The sequence below is a fragment of the Pseudomonas sp. WS 5010 genome (assembly GCF_012985565.1).
In the GTDB taxonomy this organism is placed as follows: domain Bacteria; phylum Pseudomonadota; class Gammaproteobacteria; order Pseudomonadales; family Pseudomonadaceae; genus Aquipseudomonas.
The window spans coordinates 404,638-428,070 of sequence record NZ_JAAQWQ010000004.1 but is presented as its reverse complement, the minus strand read 5'-3'; the positions used below and the strand labels follow the sequence as shown (position 1 = coordinate 428,070).

22 protein-coding genes are annotated in these 23,433 nt (G+C 61.4%); 6 read left to right on the top strand and 16 right to left on the bottom strand.

The features are described 5' to 3' along the window. Window positions 1-104 precede the first annotated feature (104 nt). Window positions 105-1,046 carry an alpha/beta hydrolase gene (locus tag HBO11_RS15125; protein ID WP_169954977.1) on the bottom strand — a complete coding sequence of 314 codons (942 nt, stop codon included), beginning with the start codon at window positions 1,044-1,046 and terminating at the stop codon, window positions 105-107. A gap of 111 nt (window positions 1,047-1,157) precedes the next feature. Here HBO11_RS15125 and HBO11_RS15120 point away from each other — a divergent pair, with 111 nt between their 5' ends. Continuing rightward, window positions 1,158-1,733 carry a DUF6436 domain-containing protein gene (locus HBO11_RS15120; protein WP_169954978.1) on the top strand — a complete coding sequence of 192 codons (576 nt, stop codon included), beginning with the start codon at window positions 1,158-1,160 and terminating at the stop codon, window positions 1,731-1,733. A gap of 40 nt (window positions 1,734-1,773) precedes the next feature. Continuing rightward, a complete protein-coding gene (locus tag HBO11_RS15115; protein ID WP_169954979.1) occupies window positions 1,774-4,140 on the top strand; it encodes a penicillin acylase family protein in 2,367 nt (788 codons plus the stop codon). A gap of 110 nt (window positions 4,141-4,250) precedes the next feature. Here HBO11_RS15115 and HBO11_RS15110 read toward each other — a convergent pair whose 3' ends face one another. Further along, window positions 4,251-5,156 carry an AraC family transcriptional regulator gene (locus HBO11_RS15110; protein ID WP_076963658.1) on the bottom strand — a complete coding sequence of 302 codons (906 nt, stop codon included), beginning with the start codon at window positions 5,154-5,156 and terminating at the stop codon, window positions 4,251-4,253. A 99-nt stretch (window positions 5,157-5,255) separates the two neighbouring features. Here HBO11_RS15110 and HBO11_RS15105 point away from each other — a divergent pair, with 99 nt between their 5' ends. Beyond that, window positions 5,256-5,648: a carboxymuconolactone decarboxylase family protein gene (locus HBO11_RS15105; protein ID WP_169954980.1), complete on the top strand. Its 393-nt coding sequence runs from the start codon at window positions 5,256-5,258 to the stop codon at window positions 5,646-5,648. Here the strand turns inward: HBO11_RS15105 and HBO11_RS15100 are convergent. Then, window positions 5,587-6,552 carry a GlxA family transcriptional regulator gene (locus HBO11_RS15100; RefSeq protein ID WP_169954981.1) on the bottom strand — a complete coding sequence of 322 codons (966 nt, stop codon included), beginning with the start codon at window positions 6,550-6,552 and terminating at the stop codon, window positions 5,587-5,589. The genes HBO11_RS15105 and HBO11_RS15100 overlap by 62 nt on opposite strands. A gap of 272 nt (window positions 6,553-6,824) precedes the next feature. Here HBO11_RS15100 and HBO11_RS15095 point away from each other — a divergent pair, with 272 nt between their 5' ends. Then, on the top strand, window positions 6,825-7,466 hold the full coding sequence (locus HBO11_RS15095) for an HD domain-containing protein (RefSeq protein WP_169954982.1): 642 nt from the start codon (window positions 6,825-6,827) through the stop codon (window positions 7,464-7,466). 130 nt (window positions 7,467-7,596) lie between these two features. On the opposite strand, the gene HBO11_RS15090 is transcribed toward HBO11_RS15095, so the two are convergent. The 8 genes from HBO11_RS15090 to HBO11_RS15055 all read right to left on the bottom strand — a co-directional run bounded on the left by HBO11_RS15090 (window position 7,597) and on the right by HBO11_RS15055 (window position 16,839). Then, on the bottom strand, window positions 7,597-8,481 hold the full coding sequence (locus HBO11_RS15090) for an ABC transporter permease subunit (protein WP_057440425.1): 885 nt from the start codon (window positions 8,479-8,481) through the stop codon (window positions 7,597-7,599). After that, a complete protein-coding gene (locus HBO11_RS15085) occupies window positions 8,478-9,359 on the bottom strand; it encodes an ABC transporter permease subunit (protein ID WP_169851359.1) in 882 nt (293 codons plus the stop codon). The genes HBO11_RS15090 and HBO11_RS15085 overlap by 4 nt, the downstream gene beginning before the upstream one ends. Before the next feature lie 35 nt (window positions 9,360-9,394). Then, the gene (gene potA / locus HBO11_RS15080; protein ID WP_029289449.1) at window positions 9,395-10,537 is read right to left on the bottom strand and encodes a polyamine ABC transporter ATP-binding protein; all 1,143 of its coding nucleotides are present in this window, start codon (window positions 10,535-10,537) and stop codon (window positions 9,395-9,397) included. A 67-nt stretch (window positions 10,538-10,604) separates the two neighbouring features. After that, window positions 10,605-11,699 (bottom strand): polyamine ABC transporter substrate-binding protein, encoded by a 1,095-nt coding sequence (locus tag HBO11_RS15075; RefSeq protein WP_169954983.1) that lies wholly within the window; start codon window positions 11,697-11,699, stop codon window positions 10,605-10,607. 241 nt (window positions 11,700-11,940) lie between these two features. Beyond that, window positions 11,941-13,053 (bottom strand): polyamine ABC transporter substrate-binding protein, encoded by a 1,113-nt coding sequence (locus HBO11_RS15070; RefSeq protein ID WP_220273125.1) that lies wholly within the window; start codon window positions 13,051-13,053, stop codon window positions 11,941-11,943. Window positions 13,054-13,232: 179 nt separating this feature from the next. Beyond that, complete coding sequence (locus HBO11_RS15065) at window positions 13,233-14,597, bottom strand: aspartate aminotransferase family protein (RefSeq protein ID WP_169954984.1); 1,365 nt, start codon at window positions 14,595-14,597, stop codon at window positions 13,233-13,235. Between the two features lie 55 nt (window positions 14,598-14,652). Continuing rightward, a complete protein-coding gene (locus tag HBO11_RS15060) occupies window positions 14,653-16,011 on the bottom strand; it encodes a glutamine synthetase family protein (RefSeq protein WP_169954985.1) in 1,359 nt (452 codons plus the stop codon). A 39-nt stretch (window positions 16,012-16,050) separates the two neighbouring features. Beyond that, window positions 16,051-16,839, bottom strand: a complete 789-nt coding sequence (locus HBO11_RS15055) for a gamma-glutamyl-gamma-aminobutyrate hydrolase family protein (protein WP_169954986.1) — start codon at window positions 16,837-16,839, stop codon at window positions 16,051-16,053. A 278-nt stretch (window positions 16,840-17,117) separates the two neighbouring features. Between HBO11_RS15055 and HBO11_RS15050 the strand changes: the two genes are divergently transcribed. Both HBO11_RS15050 and HBO11_RS15045 read left to right on the top strand, forming a co-directional pair. Beyond that, on the top strand, window positions 17,118-18,494 hold the full coding sequence (locus HBO11_RS15050; RefSeq protein ID WP_057440427.1) for a glutamine synthetase family protein: 1,377 nt from the start codon (window positions 17,118-17,120) through the stop codon (window positions 18,492-18,494). A 163-nt stretch (window positions 18,495-18,657) separates the two neighbouring features. Continuing rightward, window positions 18,658-19,284 carry a TetR/AcrR family transcriptional regulator gene (locus tag HBO11_RS15045; RefSeq protein WP_169954987.1) on the top strand — a complete coding sequence of 209 codons (627 nt, stop codon included), beginning with the start codon at window positions 18,658-18,660 and terminating at the stop codon, window positions 19,282-19,284. Window positions 19,285-19,398: 114 nt separating this feature from the next. Here HBO11_RS15045 and HBO11_RS15040 read toward each other — a convergent pair whose 3' ends face one another. From HBO11_RS15040 to HBO11_RS15020, 5 genes are read right to left on the bottom strand one after another with little or no spacing between them, the layout of a single operon-like run. Then, window positions 19,399-19,614, bottom strand: a complete 216-nt coding sequence (locus HBO11_RS15040) for a TOBE domain-containing protein (protein ID WP_003213899.1) — start codon at window positions 19,612-19,614, stop codon at window positions 19,399-19,401. 27 nt (window positions 19,615-19,641) lie between these two features. Continuing rightward, a complete protein-coding gene (ssuB, locus tag HBO11_RS15035) occupies window positions 19,642-20,448 on the bottom strand; it encodes an aliphatic sulfonates ABC transporter ATP-binding protein (protein WP_169954988.1) in 807 nt (268 codons plus the stop codon). After that, entirely contained in the window at window positions 20,445-21,233 is a 789-nt protein-coding gene (ssuC, locus tag HBO11_RS15030) for an aliphatic sulfonate ABC transporter permease SsuC (RefSeq protein ID WP_169954989.1), read from the bottom strand. Before ssuC ends, ssuB begins: the two co-directional genes overlap by 4 nt. 9 nt (window positions 21,234-21,242) lie before the next feature. Beyond that, window positions 21,243-22,391 (bottom strand): FMNH2-dependent alkanesulfonate monooxygenase, encoded by a 1,149-nt coding sequence (ssuD, locus tag HBO11_RS15025; RefSeq protein WP_169954990.1) that lies wholly within the window; start codon window positions 22,389-22,391, stop codon window positions 21,243-21,245. A 25-nt stretch (window positions 22,392-22,416) separates the two neighbouring features. Further along, a complete protein-coding gene (locus tag HBO11_RS15020; protein ID WP_169954991.1) occupies window positions 22,417-23,385 on the bottom strand; it encodes a sulfonate ABC transporter substrate-binding protein in 969 nt (322 codons plus the stop codon). Window positions 23,386-23,433: the final 48 nt, after the last annotated feature.

Genomic DNA, 23,433 nt, shown 5'->3' with positions numbered 1-23,433 from the left:
AGCGAGCTTGCTCGCGAAGAACTCAAGGACGCCGCGTCTAACCAGGCAGCACGCGTTATCGTTGACGTTCTTCGCGAGCAAGCTCGCTCCTACAGGGGGGAGGGTTATTTCAGGTGGTCGGTGAGGAACTTGAAGTATTCCTCGCGGATTTGCGGCAGTTCATTGGCCAGATGATGCCGGCCCTTGGGCACCATCAGGATCTGCGGCTGATCAAACTTGCCACGCAGCACCTGCAAGTTGTACTGCCAATCCACCGTCATATCTTCCTCGCCCTGCACGATCAGTGGTCGCCGCGTACTGCGCGGCGCGGCCTCGATGCGCTTGATCCAGCGCGCCAGCGCGCCCACCCAGGCGGTCGGCAGTTGCCGGGGCTGCAACGGATCGGCCTCGAGGAACGGACGGAACGCCGGGTCGTTGCTGTTATCGCTGAAGCGCCGGGCGATGCCTTTGACGAACGGCTTGAGCAGGTAATAGCTGAGCTGCGACCAACCCCAGGCACGCGGCCGCACCAGCGGCGACAACAGGAAGGCCTGGCCTTGCGCCGGGCTGCTGGAGCCATGGTTGAGCAGATGGTCCACCACAATCGCCCCGCCGGTGCTTTGCCCGAACAGGTGCCAGGGCTTGGGCAGTTGCAGCGCGTCGGCCTGGTCGAACAAGCCGTTCACCACGTGCTGGTACACCGCAAAATCATCGATGCTGGCACGTTCGCCACTGGACAGGCCATGGCCCGGCAAATCGCAGGCAATCACCACAAAACCCTGGTCCAGCCCCCACTCCACCACGCTGCGATACAGCCCCATGTGATCGTAGAAACCGTGGAACATAAACAGTGTGGCCACAGGTTGCGCCGGCCACCAGACCTGGCTGACCACCTCGAACCCATCCACCTCCATGCGCCCCAGGCGGCTGGCCACCGGGGTTTTGCGCGCGGCCAGATCTAGCCCGTAGAAGCGCTGGTAGACCCTGGCCTCGGCCGAAAGCGGCTGCGCGTCCACCAGGGGCCGCAGGCTTTCGCGCAGATGATCGGGGTCAAAGGTAACGGGCATAAGAACTTCCAGACTAGGGCTTCACAGCAGTGAACAGATGAATATTGAGTCGCGATATTCATCTGTCAGGGCAAGCATGGCAAGCTACGCCACCGTCGAGGATTGTTCTGAATGCCAAAGCCCTACCGCAACGCCCTGCTCGCCAGCCTGATCCTGCTGATCTGCGCCGTGGTGCTGTGGGTCGCGTATGACTGGTTCCAGGGCCGCTACCTGCGGGCATTCAGCGAACATACGGCGGTGTTTTCCGGCGACCTGCTGCGCCTGCCCGACGACCTCGCAGGCCCCGGCCCGATCCGCCTGGTGCACTTCTGGGACCCGGCTTGCCCGTGCAATGTCGGCAACCAGCAGCACCTGAGCGAACTGATCGAGCAATACGCGCCCCAGGGCGTGGAGTTCTATGCCCTGCAAAAAGCCGGCAGCCACGGCCAATTGCCCGCGACCCTTGGCGCGATGAAAATCATCACCGCCCTGCCCGGCGCCGACCAGGTGCCCGCCAGCCCGGCGGTGGGTATCTGGGATCGCAGCGGCAAGCTGGCGTATTTCGGCCCGTACAGTGAGGGCCTGACCTGTAATTCGAGCAACAGCTTTATCGAACCGATCCTGCATGCGCTCAACGGCGGGCGGGCGGTGAACGCAACCCACACCCTGGCAGTGGGCTGCTATTGTTCCTGGCCGCAAGGTTCGTAGATTTTCAAGGTAGCCCCACTTCTAATAATAAGGATTGTTTATGAAGCGCGTTTTGTCGGGTCTTGTAGCCCTGCTGGTGTTGATCGCCCTCGGGGCTGGCTGGTACGTCTACAGCAAGCAACCCACCCGCCAGGGCACGGTGGAGCTGGCCAACCTGCAAGGCTCGGTCACGGTGCGCTATGACGACCGGGGCGTGCCGCATATCCGCGCGGAAAACGAGGCCGACCTGTATCGCGCCCTGGGTTACGTGCACGCCCAGGACCGCCTGTTCCAGATGGAAATCATGCGCCGCCTGGCGCGCGGTGAGCTGGCCGAGGTGCTCGGCGTCAAGTTGCTGGACACCGATAAACTGTTCCGCAGCCTGCGTATCCGCGAGCGCGCCACCACCTACGCGGCCCAGATGGACCGCCAGTCCCCGCACTGGAAGGCCCTGCAAGCCTATCTGGACGGGATCAACCAATATCAGGACAGCCACGCCAGCCCCATGGAGTTTGACGTGCTGGGCATCCCCAAGCGGCCGTTCACCGCCGAGGACACCATCAGCATCGCCGGCTACCTGGCCTACAGCTTTGCCGCAGCCTTTCGTACAGAGCCCTTGCTGACTTACGTGCGCGACCAACTGGGCAGCGATTACCTGAAGGTGTTCGACCTCGACTGGAAACCCAAGGGCGACCTCGGCCTGGCCGCCGCCGATTGGCAAGGCCTGAGCGCCATCGCCCGCCTCAGCGAGCAGGCCCTGGCCGACAATGGCCTGCCGCAGTTCGAAGGCAGCAACGCCTGGGCCATCAGCGGCAACCGCACCAAGAGCGGCAAGCCGTTGCTGGCGGGCGACCCGCATATCCGCTTTTCGGTGCCGTCGGTATGGTACGAGGCGCACCTGTCGGCGCCCGGCTTTGAACTCTACGGTTATCACAACGCCCTGGTGCCGGTGGCGTTCCTGGGCCATAACAAAGCGTTTGGCTGGAGCCTGACGATGTTCCAGAACGACGACCTCGACCTGATCGCCGAGCAGGTCAACCCGGACAACCCCAACCAGGTGCGCTACCACGACCAGTGGGTCGACATGACCAGCAGCGAGCAACAGATCGCGGTCAAGGGCCAGGCCCCGGTGACGCTGACCCTGCGCCAGTCGCCCCACGGCCCGATCATCAACGACGTGCTCGGCGCCAATGCCGGCACTACGCCGATTGCCATGTGGTGGGCCTTCCTCGATACCGAAAACCCGATCCTCGATGGCTTCTACCAACTCAACCGCGCCGACACCCTGGCCAAGGCCCGCCAGGCGGTGGCCAAGGTGCATGCACCGGGGCTGAATATCGTGTGGGCCAATGCCAAGGGCGATATTGGCTGGTGGGCCGCAGCGCAGTTGCCGATCCGCCCGGCCGGGGTCAACGCCGGGTTTATCCTCGATGGCAGCACAGCCCAGGCCGACAAGCTGGGCTTCTACCCGTTCAGCGCCAACCCCCAGGAAGAAAACCCGGCCCGTGGCTACGTGGTCTCGGCCAATGCTCAGCCGGTGTCACCTACTGGCATGCAGATCCCCGGCTATTACAACCTGGCGGACCGTGGCCAGCAGTTGAACGCGCAATTGAGCGACAACCAGATCAAATGGGACCTGGACAACAGCCAGGCCCTGCAACTGGGCACCACCACCGCCTACGGGCCGCGCCTGCTGGCGCCGCTGTTGCCGGTGCTGCGCGAGGTGGTCAAGGACCCGGCCGAACTCAAGCTGCTGGAGCAACTGGCCGCGTGGAAAGGTGACTACCCGGTGCAGTCGATCCCGGCCACGCTGTTCAACCAACTGCTGTACGACCTGACCGACGCGGCCTTTCGCCCCAAACTGGGAGACGAGATGTTCAAGACCCTGATCACCACTCGTGTGATCGACGCCGCCTTGCCACGCCTGGCCGCTGCTGCCGATTCGCCGTGGTGGAACGGCCAACGTGCCGCGACCGTCAAGCACGCCTGGGACAACAGCCTGGCGCACCTGAGAACCACCTTCGGTGACGACCCGGCACAATGGCAGTGGGGCAAGGCCCATACCCTGACCCACGGCCATCCGCTGGGCATCAAGAAGCCACTGGACCAGATCGTCAATGTCGGGCCGTTCGCCTCACCGGGCAGCCACGAAGTGCCGAACAACCTGTCGGCAATCATCGGCCCTGCGCCATGGCCGGTGACGTACGGCCCGTCCACCCGACGCCTGGTGGACTTTGCCGACGCCGCTCACGCGCTGACCATCAACCCGGTGGGCCAAAGCGGCGTGCCGTTCGACAAGCACTACGCCGACCAGGCCGAGACCTATATCGAGGGCGGGTACGAGCAGGCGCATTTTGATGAAGAAGAGGTCCAGGCCAATACTCGCGGCACCCTCAAGTTGTTGCCGGCCCGCCCACAACAGCCCTGAAGAAACACCCTCAAAACGGTGGGAGCGGGCTTGCTCGCGATGGCTGAGTGTCAGTCGATACATTAGTTGACTGATACACCGCCATCGCGGGCAAGCCCGCTCCCACAGTTTTAATCTGCGTTGCGCATTCGACCGGGCGCTTGGCCATATGCCTCCTTGAATTTCTTGCTGAACGCCGCCTGGGACTGGTAACCCACCCGGGCCGCAATATCCGTCAGGCTCAGCCGTGACTGCTGCAGCAGATTGAACGCCAGCTCCATGCGCAACTGGGTCAGCAGCACCCACGGCGACACGCCGGCCACTTTGACAAATGCGCGCATGAACGTGGCCCGGGACATCGATGCAGCCCCCGCCAGGCTGTCGATGGTCCAGTCATGCCCGGGCTCGGCCAGCATCGCCTGCCAGGCGCGGCCCAGGCGTTTGTCGGTGAGCAAGGCAAAGGTGCCGGCCAGCGGCGCCTGTTGCGCCAACCAGGTGCGCACCAGCAAGGTGAACAGCGCCACCGACAGGGCATCAATAAACGACCGCGCGCCCAGCCGCTCACCGTCAGCCTCACTGCGCATCAGCGCAATCAGTGCCGCCAGTTGCCCATCGGCCGGCCATTGTCGGCTGGACACCACCAGGTACTCGGGCAAGGCCGCAAACAGCAACGACTGGCGGTTGTAGTGAAAGGCGCCACAGAGCATCTCCACCTCCGGCTGATCACCGCCCAAGCGATGCACCTTCAGTACCCCGCTGTCGATCACCGTGGGCAGCCTCGGCGGGGTCTGCGCGCCCTGGCTGCGCAGTAGATGGGTCGCACCACCGGGCATCAACAGGATATCGCCTTCTGCCAGCGTCACCTGCTGCCCACCCGAAAGCTCGGCGTGGCAGGTCCCCCGCACGACAATATGATACGGCGCCACCCCCAGCGATTCGGGCGCATGGTCCAGGGCCCAGTCGCCCTGGAACTGGCAGCGCACGTCAAGGCGGCCGCGCAGGTTGGCCAATGTGATCAGCGTGTCGATAGCGTTCATTTGCGAATATCGGTCAAAAAGATGAGCGGATCGAACAATACCGCCAAATCCGAACGGCACACACTGGCTTCACACCCAACCCGTTCAGGAGTCAACGCAATGTTCAATAACTGGCCCGACTTGCTGCCCACCGTGAAGAACGCCTTTGGCGCACTGGGCAAGAGCAACCCGAAGATGGTCAAAGCCTACATGGCGCTGGGCGAGGCTGCCGAGGAAAACAACGTCCTGGATGCCAAGACCCGCGAACTGATCGCGATTGCCGTGGCCATCACCACCCGCTGCGACGGCTGCATCGGCGTACATGCCGACGCCGCGATCAAGGCCGGCGCCACCCGCGAAGAAATCGCCGCGACGCTTGCCACCGCGATCTCGCTGAATGCCGGCGCCGCCTACATCTACTCGCTGCGCGCACTGGAAGCCTACGACACACTCAAACCAGCGCCGCAAAGTTCAGCCGGAACTGCTGCGGCGTCACCCCCAGCCGGCGATTGAACACGCTGCGCAGGTGCTGGGCGTCGCGAAACCCGCATTGGTAGGCCACGGTCTTCAGCGGTGCGGTGCTGCTTTCGAGCATCACCCGCGCCGCATCCACCCGCGCGCGCTCGACAAACTCTGCCGGGGTGATCCGCGCTTCGCGGGCAAACACCCGCGAAAAGTTGCGCGCACTCATATTGGCCGCGCGGGCCAGGTCGGCGATGCCCAGGTCACCCGTCAGGTTCGCCAGCACGTACAACTGCACTTGCGCCACCGCCGAGGTGGCTTCGGCGTGGGGCGTGAGAAACGGGCTGAACTGCGATTGCCCGCCGCTGCGCTGGGTAAACACCACCAGGCGCTTGGCCACGCTCAAGGCCACTTCCGGGCCGTGGTCCTGGGCCAACAGGTACAGCGACAGGTCGATGCCCGCCGTGACCCCGGCCGAGGTGTAGAGGTTGGCGTCCTGCACGTAGAGGCGGTCGGCGTCGACCTGGGTCGAGGGGCACAGGCGCGCCAGATCAGCCGCGTCGCTCCAGTGGGTGGTGACGGTTTTGCCATCCAGCAATCCGGCCCGGGCCAGCATGAAGGCGCCATTACAGATCGAACCGAAGCGCCGGGCCCTGGCGCTGGCGTCACGCAGCCATTGATGGAACGGCGCGCCGAAATCTTCGAAGGGCAACTGCGGGCCGCCGGCGACCAACAACAGGTCATAGGCTTGTAGCGCATTGCTGTAATGGATATGAGCCTGCAAGGACAGACCGTTGGAACAGGCGATCTGGCCCTGGACCTGGCCGATGACTTCGAGCTGGTAATGATCCGCAGGCGCCAGGAAGCGATTGGCCTCGCAGAACACATCCATGGGGCCGGTCACGTCCAGTGACTGGACGCCGGGGAAGATCAGGATCGCGACGGTCTTGTGCATGGGTAAACCTTCCTCTGGACTGTCGCAAAACCCTGTGGGAGCTGGCTTGTCGGATCGCCGCATCGCTGCGATGGCATCACCTGGGTATACCTGATGTACCGAGGCGATGCTATCGCAGGCAAGCCAGCTCCCACATTGCATCGTGTACAACCATGGCGCGATATGAAGGCACATTGGCCGGGATCGCGCCCCTGCGGCGGTGGTTGCCTGGCAGCTGGGCGACCAGACTGGACTGATCAGCGCCAACCGGCGCTTTCTTGAGGATCATGACCATGAGCACCACCATCGCCGGCATCAAAATCCCCGACAGTGCCCTGGCCAAGGCTACCACCGAGTACATCCGCGACATTGAATCCGACCTGCTCTACCACCACTCCCGCCGGGTGTTCCTGTTTGGCGCCTTGAGCGGCGAGCGCCAGCAATTGGCCTACAACCCGGAGCTGCTGTACGTCGGCGCAATGTTCCATGACTTGGGCCTGGTGGCCGGCCACCGCAGCGATGATGAGCGTTTTGAAGTGGACGGCGCCAACGCTGCTGCCGCCTTCCTGAAGCCTTATGGCTTGAGCGACGACGATATCGAGCAGGTGTGGCTGTCCATCGCCCTGCACACCACGCCGGGCGTGCCCAAGCACCTGCGCCCTACCGTCGCCCTGGTGACCGCTGGCGTGGAGATGGATGTGCTGGGCATGGACTACGCCGCGTTTACCCACGTGCAGCGCGAGGCGGTGGTGCATGCGCATCCACGGGGTGAAGGGTTCAAGGAGTGCATCATCTGCGCGTTTGCCGACGGGTTGCGCCATCGCCCGCAGACCACGTTTGGCAACGTGAAGACCGATGTGCTGGTGGATCAGGAGCCAGGGTTCAAGCCGATGAACTTTGTCGAGGTGATTCGCCAGTCGCCGTGGACGGCTTAATCAACTTGAAATGCAATCAAATGTGGGAGCTGGCTTGCCTGCGATAGCGGTGGTTCAGTCACATCTTCTGTGACTGACACTCTGCTATCGCAGGCAAGCCAGCTCCCACATTTTGAGCCTGTTCCGGCCGTTAGACCGGTGCGGGCGCGCGCCGTACATCCGGCTGTTTCCAGCCATCCGCCGCAGCTTCTTCGATCGCTTGCTGGATCGCCTTCTTGCGCCGCTCTTCGGCACGGCGGCTGAAGAACCACACCAAAAAGGTCACCAGCGACACCGCCAACAGAATCAGGCTGGCCACGGCGTTGATCTCGGGCTTGACCCCAAGGCGCACCGCCGAGAACACTTCCATCGGCAAGGTGGTCGAACCCGGGCCCGACACGAAGCTGGCCAGTACCAGGTCATCCAGGGACAACGCGAACGACATCATGCCGCCCGCCGCCAGCGAGGGTGCGATCATCGGGATAGTGATCAGGAAGAACACCTTCCACGGCCGCGCACCCAGGTCCATGGCCGCCTCTTCGATCGACAGGTCCAGCTCACGCAAGCGTGCCGACACCACCACCGCCACATACGCCGCACAGAACGTGGTGTGGGCGATCCAGATGGTGACGATGCCACGCTCCTGGGGCCAGCCGATCATCTGCGCCATGGCCACGAACAGCAGCAACAGCGACAGACCGGTGATCACTTCCGGCATCACCAGCGGCGCGGTCACCAGGCCGCCAAACAGCGTGCGGCCCTTGAACTGGCTGATACGGGTCAGCACGAACGCTGCCAACGTACCCAGCGCCACCGCGGCCACCGCCGTGTAGCAGGCGATTTCCAGGGAGCGCGCCACCGAGCCCATCAACTGGGTGTTATCCAACAGGCCCACGTACCACTTGATCGACCAGCCGCCCCACACCGTCACCAGTTTCGATTCGTTGAACGAATAGATCACCAGGATCAGCATCGGCAGGTAGATGAACAGCAGCCCTACGACCAGCATGAAGCTGGAGAAACTGAAGCGCTTCATACCTTGCCCTCCATCTCTTTGGCTTGGCTGCGGTTAAACAGAATGATCGGCACGATCAGGATCGCCAGCATCACCACCGCCAGCGCAGAGGCCACCGGCCAGTCGCGGTTGTTGAAGAATTCTTGCCACAACACTTTACCGATCATCAGGGTTTCCGGGCCGCCCAGCAGTTCCGGGATCACGAACTCGCCCACCACCGGGATAAATACCAGCATGCAGCCGGCAATGATGCCGTTCTTGGACAGCGGCACGGTGATTTTCCAGAAGCTGTTGAAGGTGCTCGAACCCAGGTCCGACGCGGCTTCCAGCAGGCTCTGGTCATGTTTGACCAGGTTGGCATACAGCGGCAGGATCATGAACGGCAGGTACGAATAGACCACGCCGATATACACCGCGATATTGGTGTTGAGGATCTGCAACGGTTCGTTGATCAGGCCCATGGACATCAGGAAGCCATTGAGCAAGCCGTTGTTGCTAAGGATGCCCATCCACGCATACACGCGGATCAGGATCGCGGTCCAGGTCGGCATCATGATCAGCAGCACCAGCACGGTCTGCATCTCTTTGCGCGCACTGGCGATGGCGTAGGCCATCGGGTAGCCGATCAGCAGGCACAAGGCCGTGCTGAAAAACGCCATCTTCAGCGAGCCGAGGTAGGCGGCAATGTACAGTTCGTCGCCGGCCAGCAGGCTGTAGTTGGCCAGGTTGAGCACCACCTCCAGCTTCTGCTCGATGTAGGTGTAGATCTCGGTGTAGGGCGGGATCGCCACGTCGGCTTCGGCAAAGCTGATCTTCAGGACGATGAAGAACGGCAGCATGAAGAACAGGAACAGCCACAGGAATGGAATCCCGATGACCACCTGCTTGCCGCTGGGAATTATTCGGTGTAATCGCCGTTTGAATTTCTTCATGTTCATGAGCGAAGTACCACGCCGCTGTCGTCTTCCCACCATACGTAGACCTGGTCACCCCAGGTCGGCCGCGCGCCACGGCGTTCGGCGTTGGCGACGAAGGACTGCACCAGCTTGCCGCTCGGCAGCTCGACGTAGAACACCGAGTGGCCGCCCAGGTAGGCAATGTCATGCACCTTGCCGCTGGACCAGTTGTGCTCGCAGGTCGGCATTTCGGTGGTGACCAGCAGCTTTTCCGGGCGGATGGCGTAGGTCACCGACTTGTCTTCCACCGACGTGGCGATGCCATAACCCACGTAGATATCGCGGTCCAGGTCGGCGCACTTGAGCACCGCGTGGCCTTCGGCGTCATCCACCACCACGGTGTCGAAGATGTTGACGTTGCCGATGAACTCGCACACCAGGCGGCTGGTGGGGGTTTCGTAGATATCGATCGGGCTGCCGATCTGCGCGATCCAGCCCAGGTGCATGATCGCGATGCGCTCGGCCATGGTCATGGCCTCTTCCTGGTCGTGGGTCACCATCACGCAGGTCACGCCGACGCGCTCGATGATTTCGACGAGTTCAAGCTGCATCTGCGAGCGCAGCTTCTTGTCCAGCGCGCCCATTGGCTCATCGAGCAGCAGCAGTTTCGGGCGCTTGGCCAGGGACCGGGCCAGGGCCACCCGCTGACGCTGGCCGCCAGACAACTGGTGCGGCTTGCGCTTGGCGTACTGGCTCATCTGTACCAGCTTGAGCATCTCGGCCACGCGGGCCTCGACTTCGGCCTTGGGGATCTTGTCCTGTTGCAGGCCGAAGGCGATGTTCTGCGCCACGGTCATGTGTGGGAACAAGGCGTAGGACTGGAACATCATGTTGATCGGCCGCTCGTAGGGCGGCATGTCGGTGATATCCACACCGTCGAGGAAAATCCGCCCTTCGGTCGGTCGCTCGAAACCTGCGAGCATGCGCAGCAAGGTGGACTTGCCCGAACCAGAACCGCCGAGCAAGGCGAAGATCTCGCCTTTCTTGATTTCCAGGGACACATCGTCCACGGCAATCGTCTCGTCGAACTTCTTCGTGACCCGGTCGATTTTGACCAACACCTTTTTCGGTGTCTGGTCGCCCTCGAGGGCTTTCTTATAGGCGCCGGAGGCAACTGCCATTTACGAAACTCCCAGAAAAAAAGAGTGCAGAACGTCCAATACGGACGAACCTTAGATAGTGTGAGCCTTACTTGCCCGTCTTGACCTTGGTCCAGCTACGGGTCATCAAGCGTTGCACTTTCGGGGGTAGCTCGAAGTTGACAAACGTCCGGTCGAGAACCGCCTGCGGTGGATAAACCGCTTCGTCGGTGCGTATCGATTGCTCCATCAGCGTGTCCGCCCCTGGGTTAGGGTTGGCGTAGCCGACGTAATCACTGACCTGAGCGATCACTTCAGGTTGCAGTAAATAGTTGATGAAGGCGTGGGCTTCCTTGACGTTGGTCGCGTCCTTGGGGATCGCCAGCACGTCAAACCACAGGTTGCCGCCTTCTTTCGGAATCGCGTAGGCGATGTTCACGCCCTTGCCTGCCTCGGCCGCCCGGGCCTTGGCCTGGAACACATCGCCGGAGAAGCCGGCAGCCACGCAGATATTGCCGTTGGCCAGGTCCGAGATGTATTTGGATGAGTGGAAGTAGGTCACGTAGGGACGTACTTTCAGGAGTTTTTCCTCGGCCTTTTTATAGTCGGCCGGGTTGGTGCTATTAGGGTCCAGGCCCATGTAGTTGAGCACCGCCGGTAGCATTTCATCGGCCGAGTCCATGAAGGACACGCCGCAACTGGCCAGCTTCTTCATGTTTTCCGGCTCGAACAGCACGGCCCAGGAGTCGATCTTGTCGACACCCAGCACTTCTTTGACTTTGTCGACGTTGTAGCCAATGCCGTTGGTGCCCCACAGGTAAGGCACCGCGTATTGGTTACCCGGGTCGTTCTTTTCCAGGCGCTTGAGCAGCGCCGGGTCGAGATTGGCATAGTTGCTTAGCAACGACTTGTCGATCTTCTGGAACGCGCCCGCCTTGATCTGCTTGCCCAAAAAGTGGTTGGACGGCACCACCACGTCATACCCGGTGCGCCCGGCCAGCAACTTGCCTTCCAGGGTTTCGTTGGAATCGAACACGTCATAGACCGGCTTGATGCCGGTGGCCTTTTCAAAGTTGGCCAGGGTGTCGGGGCCGATGTAGTCCGACCAGTTATAAATATGCACAGTCGAAGCCGCCTGCACGCTGACTGCCAACGTGAGACCCGCCCCTACCAGCAAGGCTTTGCGAAATAAAGAAATTGGCAAGTGGAGGTCCTCTTAAATAGTTGGGCCCAAAGTTGTTGCCCGACAACAAAACCGGCGCGCAACTTACCCTCGATAAACCGATCCGGCAAAACTTTCTGTCATTTAATTTGTGAGAGCGGGCTTGTGTGGGAGCGGGCTTGCTCGCGAAGGCGGCGTGTCAGCCTGCATATGTCTCTACTGACACGCCGCTTTCGCGAGCAAGCCCGCTCCCAACCAAACCCTCTCCCACACTTATCAAGGCTTATTTACCCGACTTGATCTTGGTCCAGCTGCGTGTCAGCAGGCGCTGGGTAGCGGCCGGCAGGTCGCTGATTGCATACAGCTTGGCTTTCACTGCATCCGAGGGATAGATGCTCGGGTCACCCGAAATATCCTTGTTCACCAGCGGCGTAGCGGCCTTGTTACCGTTCGGGAAACGTACGCTGTTGGTGATGGCAGCCATGACTTCAGGCTTGAGCAGGTAGTTCATGAACTGGTAGGCGGCGTCCAGGTTCTCGGCATCTTTAGGGATGGCGACCATGTCGTAGAAGCTGCCTGCGCCTTCCTTGGGAATGGCGTAGGAAACCTTGACCTTGCCACCGGCTTCAGCCGCGCGGGACTTGGATTGTTCCAGGTCGCCCGAGTAACCCACGGCCACGCAGATGTTGCCGTTGGCCAGGTCCGAGATGTACTTGGAGGAATGGAAGTAGCCTATCGAAGGACGGATCTTGAGGAACAGTGCCTCGGCTTCAGCCAGTTGCTTCTTGTCCTGGCTGTCGGTCGGGTAGCCCAGGTAGTGCAGGGCCACCGGGATCATTTCGGTTGGCGAATCGAGGAAGCTCACGCCACAGCTTTTGAGTTTTTCGATGTTCTCGGGCTTGAACAGCACATCCCACGAGTCGATCTTGTCCACGCCCAGCGCAGCCTTGACCTTGTCGGGGTTGTAGCCGATGCCGATGGTGCCCCACATGTACGGGAATGCGTGCAGGTTGCCTTTGTCGCTGGCGTCACCGACGGCCTTGAGCAGGTCGGTATCGAGGTTCTTCCAGTTAGGCAGCTTGGACTTGTCCAGCTCCTGGTACACACCGGCCTTGATCTGCTTGGCCAGGAAGTTGTTCGACGGCACAACCACGTCGTAGCCGGACTTGCCCGCCAGCAGCTTGGCCTCGAGGGTTTCGTTGCTGTCGAAAACGTCGTACACCACTTTGATGCCAGACTCTTTCTCGAAGTTGGCGATGGTGTCCGGTGCAATATAGTCGGACCAGTTGTAGACATGCAGTACTTTACTGTCTGCCTGGGCCGCGCCCGCCATCACGCCCATCAGGGACAAGGCCAGGAGGGTCTTGCCAGCGTTCTTCAAACCTAATGCCTTCATTCGGTCATGCTCCAATTTTTCTTTTTTGGGCCACATTTTTCTACGTTTCATGGCCCGTCGAAGGGCAACAAAACAGGGCGACAGTCTGGCAAGTTCAGGGGCCGGCTTTCAACCAAAGCCCCGCATTTATCATTGCCCGAATGCAACAGCCGCTAGCCGCTGCATTCTGAGCCTAGCACTTAGCCCTGCAATGCCGCCAAAGTCAGGTCCAGGCACTGGCGAGCCTTAGTGACCAGCTCGTCAATCTCGGCCTTGCTGATCACCAGCGGCGGCGAAATGATCATGGTGTCGCCCACGGCGCGCATGATCAGGCCATTTTCGAAACAGAAGGTGCGGCAGATCATGCCCACGCCCTTGCCTTCATAACGCTTGCGCGTGGCCTTGTCCTGTACCAGCTCGATCGCACCCAACATGCCGACACCACGTACTTCGCCCACCAGCGGATGATCCGCGAGCTCGCGTAGACGCTTTTGCAAATACGGTGCCGTTTCGTCATGGACGCGGCTGACAATTTTTTCATCGCGCATGATGCGGATGTTTTCCAGGGCCACCGCAGCAGCCACCGGGTGCCCGGAATAGGTGAAGCCGTGGTTGAAATCGCCGCCTTCGTTGAGCACTGCCACCACTTCGTCGCGCACGATCAGGCCGCCCATGGGGATGTAGCCCGAGGTCAGGCCCTTGGCGATGGTCATCATGTCCGGCTTGAGACCGTAGAAATCGCTACCGAACCACTCACCGGTGCGGCCAAAGCCACAGATCACTTCGTCGGCGACAAACAGGATGTCGTACTTGGCGAGGATTTCCTTGATGCGCGGCCAGTAGGTCTCTGGCGGCACGATCACACCGCCGGCGCCCTGGATCGGCTCGGCGATAAAGGCACCGACGTTGTCCACGCCGACTTCCAGAATCTTCTCTTCCAGTTGATTGGCGGCCCACACCCCGAACTCTTCAGGGCTCATGTCGCCGCCTTCGCCAAACCAGTACGGCTGGGCGATGTGCACGATGCCCGGGATCGGCAAGTCGCCCTGCTCGTGCATATAAGTCATGCCGCCCAGGCTGGCGCCGGCCACGGTGGAACCGTGGTAGCCATTCTTGCGGCTGATGATGGTTTTCTTGTTCGGCTGGCCCTTGATCGCCCAATAGTGGCGGACCATGCGCAACATGGTGTCGTTGCCTTCGGAGCCGGAGCCGGTGAAGAACACGTGGTTCATGCCGGCCGGGGCGATATCGGCGATCGCCTTGGCCAGTTCCAACACTGGCGGGTGGGCGGTCTGGAAGAACAGGTTGTAGTAAGGCAGTTGTTTCATCTGCTTGGCGGCGGCGTCAGCCAGCTCATCGCGGCCATAACCGATGGCCACGCACCACAGGCCGGCCATGCCGTCGAGGATCTTGTTGCCTTCGCTGTCCCACAGATAAACGCCCTTGGCGTTGGTGATAATGCGCGGGCCTTTCTCTTTCAACTGCTTGAAGTCGCTGAACGGCGCCAGGTGATGATCGTTGCTCAGGGCTTGCCATTCACGGGTTTGCGGGTTGTTGCTGGACATACCAATCTCCAAAAAGTAGGTGAAGGTGCGACCCATCCTGGCCGCACCCGGCGCATCAGACGGCGAAGAGCAGGAATTCCCGCTCCCACGAACTGATCACGCGCTTGAAGTTTTCATGCTCGGCCCGCTTGACCGCGACGTAGCCAGTGATGAATTTTTGACCCAGGTATTTCTCGATGGTCTTGCTGTTTTCCATGCGCTCCAGCGCATCTTCGATAGTCAACGGCAGGCGCAGGTTGCGTCGCTCGTAACCACGACCGACCACCGGGGCGCTCGGGCTGATGCCTTCGACCATGCCGATATAGCCGCACAGCAGGCTGGCGGCGATGGCCAGGTACGGGTTGGCATCGGCGCCCGGCAGGCGGTTTTCCACGCGGCGGTTCTGCGGGCCGGCATCAGGCACGCGCAGGCCCACGGTGCGGTTCTCTTCGCCCCACTCCACGTTCACCGGCGCCGAGGTGTCGGGCAGGAAGCGGCGGAACGAGTTGACGTTAGGCGCAAACAGCGGCAACAGCTCGGGGATGAACTTCTGCAGGCCACCGATGTGGTGCAGGAACAGCTCGCTCTTGGAGCCGTCCTCATTGGAGAACACGTTCTTGCCGGTGGCGATATCAATGATGCTCTGGTGCAGGTGCATGGCGCTGCCGGGCTCGCCGGTCATCGGCTTGGCCATGAAGGTGGCGGCCACGTCGTGCTTGAGCGCGGCTTCACGCATGGTGCGCTTGAACACCAGGATCTGGTCGGCCAGGGACAGGGCATCGCCGTGACGGAAATTGATTTCCATCTGCGCCGTGCCGTCCTCGTGGATCAGGGTGTCGAGGTCCAGTTCCTGCAGCTCGCACCAGTCGTAGACATCTTCGAACAGTGGGTCGAATTCGTTGGCCGCTTCTATAGAGAAGGACTGGCGACCGGTTTCCGGACGGCCAGAGCGGCCAATCGGCGGTTGCAGCGGGAAGTCCGGGTCTTCGCAGCGCTTGGTCAGGTAGAACTCCATCTCCGGCGCCACGATGGGCTGCCAGCCTTTGTCGGCGTAGAGCTTGAGGACTTTCTTGAGCACGTTGCGCGGCGACAGCTCGATGGGGTTGCCTTGCTTGTCGTAGGTGTCGTGGATCACCTGGGCGGTGGGCTCGATGGCCCAGGGCACCAGGAACACAGCGTTTTGGTCCGGGCGGCAGATCATGTCGATGTCGGCCGGGTCGAGCAATTCGTAATAGATGTCGTCTTCGACATAGTCGCCGGTCACGGTCTGCAACAGAACGCTCTCGGGCAGGCGCATGCCTTTTTCGGCAATGAACTTGTTGGTCGGCGAGATCTTGCCCCGGGTGATCCCCGTGAGGTCGCCAATCATGCATTCGACTTCTGTGATCTTGTGGTCTTTCAACCAATCGGTGAGCTGGTCGAGGTTGTTACTCATAAATGCCTCTGGGCTGGGTTTCCTGACATCCATTAAAGGTCAGGCGTTGTTTGACGCGTGCGCGTCTCTTTGTTTCGCCCGCGTTCGGCAGGCATCGCCAAATGCCTGGAAGATCGCGAGGTAGTACGGGTTGGAGCTTACCTGCCATTCAGGGTGCCATTGCACTCCTAATGCAAAAGCGTCTGCAAAAGCCTTGCCCTGTTTGAGCGAAAAAGCCTCGACCAGGCCGTCCGGCGCGGTCGCCTCGACCTGCAGGCCCGGCGCCAGGCGGTCGACGCCCTGGCTGTGGATCGAGTTGACCTGGATCGTGTCCGGCAAGCCCAGGCCCGCCAATACCCCGCCCGGGGCAATCGCCACGGCGTGCGCCGGGCCGTACTGGACTTCCAGCGGCTGGGTATCGTCTTCGCGGTGATCGAGCATACCCGGCAACTCATGAACCTTCTGGTGCAGGCTGCCGCCCAGGGCCACGTTCATTTCCTGGAAGCCCCGGCAAATCCCCAGCACCGGCACGCCTGCGGCAATCGCGGCGCGAATCAGCGGCAGGGTGCTCTGGTCCCGTGCAGGATCATGGGCAGTCCCGGGCGCACTGGCCGGACCGTCGTAATGGAAGGGTTCGATATTGGAAGGTGAGCCGGTAAAGAGAATGCCGTCCAGACCGTCAAGAATATTGGCCGGTTCGAACAGCTCCGCCAAGGACGGAATAATCAATGGCAGGCCCTTGGCAGCGACTGCCACGGCGCGGACGTATTTGTCGCCACTGATGTGATAAGCATGCAGACCAACCTGTTTGGAGCAGGCGGTGACGCCGATTAACGGCAGGCCAGACATGAAGCACCCCGGTATTATTGCTGTTATGGGTTTGAATCGAGCTTAGCCTTGTTCATTTTTTTACACAACACCCCCGTAAAAAATACAACACGGCCCGCTCAAGCCTGCTAGTCCCAAGCCGGTCAAACTGGCAAAACTGCCCAAAAAAGCCGCAAAAAAGCCCCCCGGGCGCTTTTTTAGGGCAAAAAAGGCCTCGCTTGACTTCGGCAAGCCGTTCGGGTTGACTGAAACCAGAAAAGATCAATGATTGATATTTTTAACAACAAAGGTGTTGCATCATGTCGGTACCCCCGCGTGCCGTTCAGCTTAACGAAGCGAACGCGTTCCTTAAGGATCATCCTGAGGTTCTGTACGTAGACCTTCTAATTGCGGATATGAATGGTGTGGTGCGCGGTAAGCGCATCGAACGCACCAGCCTCCACAAGGTTTACGAGAAAGGCATCAACTTGCCGGCCTCTTTATTTGCCCTGGATATCAATGGCTCGACGGTGGAAAGCACCGGCCTGGGTCTGGACATCGGTGATGCTGACCGAATCTGTTATCCAATCCCCGACACCCTGTGCAATGAACCCTGGCAAAAGCGCCCTACCGCGCAACTGCTGATGACCATGCACGAACTTGAAGGTGAACCTTTCTTCGCCGATCCGCGCGAAGTGCTCCGCCAAGTTGTAACCAAGTTTGACGATATGGGCCTGACCATCTGCGCCGCCTTCGAGCTTGAGTTCTACCTGATCGACCAGGAGAACGTGAACGGCCGGCCACAACCTCCCCGCTCGCCGATTTCCGGCAAACGCCCGCACTCGACACAGGTCTACCTGATCGACGACCTCGACGAATACGTCGACTGCCTCCAGGACATTCTGGAAGGTGCCAAAGAGCAAGGCATCCCAGCTGACGCCATCGTCAAGGAAAGTGCCCCGGCGCAGTTCGAAGTGAACCTGCACCACGTCGCCGATCCGATCAAGGCATGCGACTACGCGGTACTGCTCAAGCGTTTGATCAAGAACATTGCCTACGACCATGAGATGGATACCACCTTCATGGCCAAGCCTTACCCAGGCCAGGCCGGCAATGGGTTGCACGTGCATATTTCGATCCTGGACAAAGACGGCAAGAACATCTTTGCCAGCGAGGATCCCGAGCAGAACGCCGCATTGCGTCACGCGATCGGCGGTGTGCTGGAGACCCTGCCTGCACAAATGGCTTTCCTGTGCCCCAACGTCAACTCCTACCGTCGTTTCGGCGCACAGTTCTACGTGCCGAACTCGCCGTGCTGGGGCCTGGACAACCGCACCGTGGCGATTCGCGTACCGACCGGCTCGTCCGATGCCGTACGTATCGAACACCGTGTGGCCGGCGCCGATGCCAACCCTTACCTGCTGATGGCTTCGGTCCTGGCAGGCGTGCACCACGGCCTGACCAACAAGATCGAGCCTGGCGCACCGGTGGAAGGCAACAGCTACGAGCAGAACGAGCAAAGCCTGCCGAACAACCTGCGCGACGCCCTGCGCGAGTTGGACGACAGCGAGGTGATGGCCAAGTACATCGATCCGAAATACATCGATATCTTCGTCGCCTGTAAGGAAAGTGAGCTGGAGGAGTTCGAACACTCCATCTCCGACCTTGAATACAACTGGTACCTGCATACCGTGTAAGCGGTGGCTGCAATAAATGAACGCTGCAGGCTTATGGCCTGTGGCGTTTTTTTATGGCCGCCTGCGGCGGATCGCTGGCAAGCCCGCGCCTACAGCGATAGCGGTTTGGCAGACAACACACCTTCCTGCTCATACAATGCCCGCTGCCCTGTAGGAGACATCCATGACCCGCCCCGCCGCCCCTCGCAAACCCCGCGCCCGCAGCCAGGCCCGGATCGACGCGATCCTCGACGCCGCCCGCACCTTGCTGGCCGCCGAAGGTGTGGCCAGCCTGTCGATCTACAGCGTGGCCGAACGGGCGCAGATTCCGCCGTCCTCGGTGTATCACTTTTTCGCCAGCGTACCGGCCTTGCTCGAAGCCCTGACGGCAGACGTGCACGCCGCCTTCCGCGCAGCGCTGCAAGCACCCATCGACCACGACCAACTGCACACTTGGCGCGACCTGTCGCGCCTGGTCGAGCTGCGCATGCTGGCGATCTACAGCAAGGACGCCGCCGCCCGCCAATTGATCCTCGCCCAGCACGGCCTCACCGAAGTAACCCAGGCCGACCGCCAGCACGACCTGGAGTTGGGGGACTTGATGCTGCAAGTGTTCAACCGCCACTTTGAGGTGCCGACGCTGCCGGCGGATGTGGACGTGTTTGCCCTGGCACTGGAACTGAGCGACCGCGTGTATGCGCGCTCGGTGCATCAGCATGGGCAGATCACCCCGCGCATGGCGGAGGAAGGGATGCGGGTATTCGATGCGTATGTGGGGCTTTATTTGCCGGTGTTTTTGCCTAAGCGATAAGTGTTGTAGTGACCGGGCCGGCCTTATCGCAGGCAAGCCAGCTCCCACACTTTGAATGCATTCGCAGATCGAAATGTGGGAGCTGGCTTGCCTGCGATAGTGGCCTGAAGCCGATCACAGCTTGGCGATCGACACCTCGGTGGACTTCACAAACGCAATCACTTCACTGCCAATCACCAGCTCCAGCTCTTTGACCGAGCGGGTGGTGATCACTGACGTGACGATGCCGGACGCCGTCTGCACGTCGATTTCCGACAGTACGTCGCCTTCGACGATTTCCTTGATGGTGCCTTTGAACTGGTTACGCACGTTGATCGCTTTGATAGTCATGGTGTTATTCCTTAAGGGACAAGTGAGTTATTGCGCCCAACGCAATTGCGTAGGCAACGGTGAAACAGGTTCCGGCTCAGGCGGCGTGCCGGGCAGTGACAGCACACGGTTGAGCACTTCGGTTTCCAGGGCCGCCAGGCGATGGGAGCCGCGGACCCGCGGGCGTGGCAGTTCCACATGCAGGTCGAGGCCGATTTCGCCGTCCTCGATCAGGATCACGCGGTCGGCAATGGCCACGGCTTCGCTGACGTCATGGGTCACCAGCAACACGGTAAAACCATGCTTGCGCCACAGGTTTTCGATCAGTTGCTGCATCTCGATGCGGGTCAGGGCATCCAGCGCCCCCAAAGGTTCGTCCAGCAGCAACAGGCGCGGCTGGTGAATCAGGGCGCGGGCCAGGGCCACCCGTTGTTTCTGGCCACCGGACAACGCTGCCGGCCACTCATCGGCACGCTCGGCCAGGCCGACCGCTTCCAGCGCTTCAAGGGCCTGGGGCCGCCAGTTGCCTTTAAGGCCCAGGCCGACGTTATCGATGATCTTTTTCCAGGGCAGCAGGCGCGCTTCCTGAAACATCAGCCGCGTGTCTTCGAGCGCTTCGCTCAACGGTGCGGAGCCTGCAAGCAACTCGCCACTGGTGGCGCTATCAAGGCCGGCCAGCAAGCGCAGCAAGGTACTTTTGCCGCAGCCACTGCGCCCGACCACGGCGACGAACTGGCCCGCCGGGATGTGCAGATCGATCTCGCGCAGGACTTCCCGCGCGCCAAAGGCCTTGCGTAGCTTGCGCACCGCCAACGGGATACCCCGCAGCAGGCGTGGAGGTTGTTGAGCGGTCATGCCGCACCTCCTTTATGTACTTGATAGGCCGGATGCCAGCGCAGCCAGACCCGCTCCAGGCCCCGCGCCGCCAGGTCCGCCAGCTTGCCGAGCACCGCGTACAGCACGATCGCCAGCACTACAACGTCGGTTTGCAGGAACTCGCGGGCATTCATAGCCAGGTAGCCAATGCCGGAACTGGCCGAGATGGTTTCCGCAACGATCAGCGTCAGCCACATAAAGCCCAGGGCAAAGCGCACCCCCACCAGGATCGAGGGCAAGGCGCCGGGCAGGATCACCTGGCGAAACAGGCTCAAACCCGACAAACCGTAACTGCGAGCCATCTCCACCAGCGCCGGGTCGACGTTGCGGATGCCGTGATAGGTGTTGAGGTAGATCGGGAACAGCGTGCCAAGGGCCACCAGGAAAATCTTCGCCGTCTCATCGATGCCAAACCACAGGATCACCAGCGGGATCAGCGCCAGGTGCGGTACGTTGCGAATCATCTGCACCGAGCTGTCCAGCAGGCGTTCGCCCCATTTCGACAGGCCGGTGATAAAGCCCAGGGCCAGGCCGATGCCGCCGCCGATCACAAAACCCAGGCCCGCGCGCCAGCCACTGATGGCCAGGTGGGTCCAGATTTCACCGCTGCTGACCAGATGTACCCCAGCCGCAATCACTGCGCTGGGGGCCGGCAGAATACGCGTCGACAACCAGCCCGCCGACACCGACAACTGCCACACCGCCAGCAACAGGACCGGCAGCGCCCACGGCGCCAGCCGATGCAGAATCCGTTGACTATTCATGACGGCGCCTCAGCTCTGCGACGCGGCTTTGGGAAGAATGTCGTTGGCCACCATCTCGCCAAACGGGCTGACGTAACCGGCGCTTTTCGGCAGCTCGGGACGTTCGATATCCAGGTGCGGGAACAATAATTCCGCGACCCGGTACGACTCTTCCAAGTGTGGATAACCGGAGAAGATAAAGGTGTCGATGCCCAGGTCCGCGTACTCCTTGACCCGCGCCGCCACGGTCGGCCCGTCACCCACCAGTGCCGTGCCGGCACCACCGCGTACCAGGCCGACGCCGGCCCACAGGTTAGGGCTGACTTCGAGGTTGTCGCGGCTGCCGCCATGCAGGGCGGCCATGCGTTGCTGGCCCACCGAATCAAAGCGCGACAGCGACGCCTGGGCGCGCGCGATGGTGTCGTCGTCCAGATGGGAGATCAGTTTGTCGGCGGCTTTCCACGCCTCGTCATTGGTTTCACGCACGATCACATGCAAGCGAATACCGAAGCGCACGGTGCGCCCGAGCTTCGCCGCTTTGGCCCGCACCTGCTCGATTTTTTCCGCCACCGCCGAAGGTGGTTCGCCCCAGGTCAGGACCATTTCCACTTGTTCGGCTGCCAGGTCCTGGGCCGCTTCGGAAGAACCGCCGAAATACAACGGCGGCCGAGGTTGCTGGATCGGTGGGTACAGCAGCTTGGCGCCTTTGACGCTGATGTGCTGGCCGTCGTAGTCCACGGTTTCGCCTTCCAGCACGCGCCGCCAGATGCGGGTGAACTCCACCGAGGCCTGGTAGCGCTCTTCATGGCTGAGGAACAGGCCGTCACCGGCCAGCTCTTCTGGATCGCCACCGGTCACCAGGTTGAACAGTGCGCGGCCACCGGACAGCCGGTCAAGGGTCGCTGCCTGGCGCGCCGCCACCGTCGGGGAAATGATCCCGGGGCGCAGCGCAACCAGGAACTTCAGACGCTGGGTCACCGGGATCAGCGAGGCGGCCACCAGCCACGAGTCCTCGCAGGAGCGCCCGGTGGGGATCAGCACCCCGCCAAAGCCCAGGCGATCAGCGGCCTGGGCGACCTGCTGCAAATAACCGTGATCCACGGCGCGAGCGCCTTCGGCGGTGCCAAGGTAATGGCCGTCGCCGTGGGTTGGCAGGAACCAGAAAATATTGAGGCTCATGGAGTTGTCTCCTGAAGAAGTCGGATTACGGCGCTTTGGCAACGGTCGCAGGTGGCGTCCAGATCACGTCCTTGATGCTCAAGGGCTTGGGAATCAATTTGAGCTGGTAGAAGGTGTCGGCGATTTTCTGCTGGGCGGCGACCACTTCCGGGGTCAGGAACAGCGCTCCGTAGCCTTGGCGTTTCACCGAGGTCAGGGTGATGTCAGCCGGCAGGCCGAGCAATGGTGCGACTTGTTCGGTGACTTGCTGGGGGTTGGCCTTGGACCATTCGCCCACGGCGCGCACTTCTTCCACCAACGCCTTGATCACGTCCGGGTGTTTTTCGGTGTAAGGCTTGGTGGCCAGGTAGAACTGGTGGTTATCGGCAATGCCGGTGGCGTCACGCAGGGTGCGGGCTTGCAGTTGCTTCTCGGCAGCCGCCTGGTACGGGTCCCAGATGACCCACGCATCGACACTGCCACGCTCGAAGGCGGCACGGGCGTCGGCGGGCGGCAGGAACACGGTCTGTACGTCGGTGTATTTCAGGCCCGCGTCTTCCAGGGCGCGCACCAGCAGGTAATGCACGTTGGAGCCTTTGTTGAGCACAACTTTCTTGCCCTTGAGCTCGGCCACCGATTTGATCGGCGAGTCCTTGGGTACCAGGATGGCTTCGCTGGTCGGCGCTGGCGGTTCGTAGGCGACGTAGAGCAGGTCGGCGCCGGCGGCCTGGGCGAACACTGGCGGGGTCTCGCCGGTGACGCCAAAGTCGATGGAGCCGACATTCAGCCCTTCAAGCAACTGCGGGCCACCGGGAAATTCGGTCCACTGCACGTTCACGCCCTGGTCCGCCAGGCGTTTTTCCAGGGTGCCCTTGGCCTTGAGCAGCACCAGGGTGCCGTACTTCTGATAACCGATCCGCAGGGTTTCTGCGGCTTGGGCTTGAACAATGGCGCCGAAGGACACAGCCGCAGCAAACAGTGCGACCAGGCCCCGACGCAAGATGACAGTGCGCATGGCGCTCTCCAAATTGACGATGAGGGTTGTGGCTGCACCTGCTTGGCC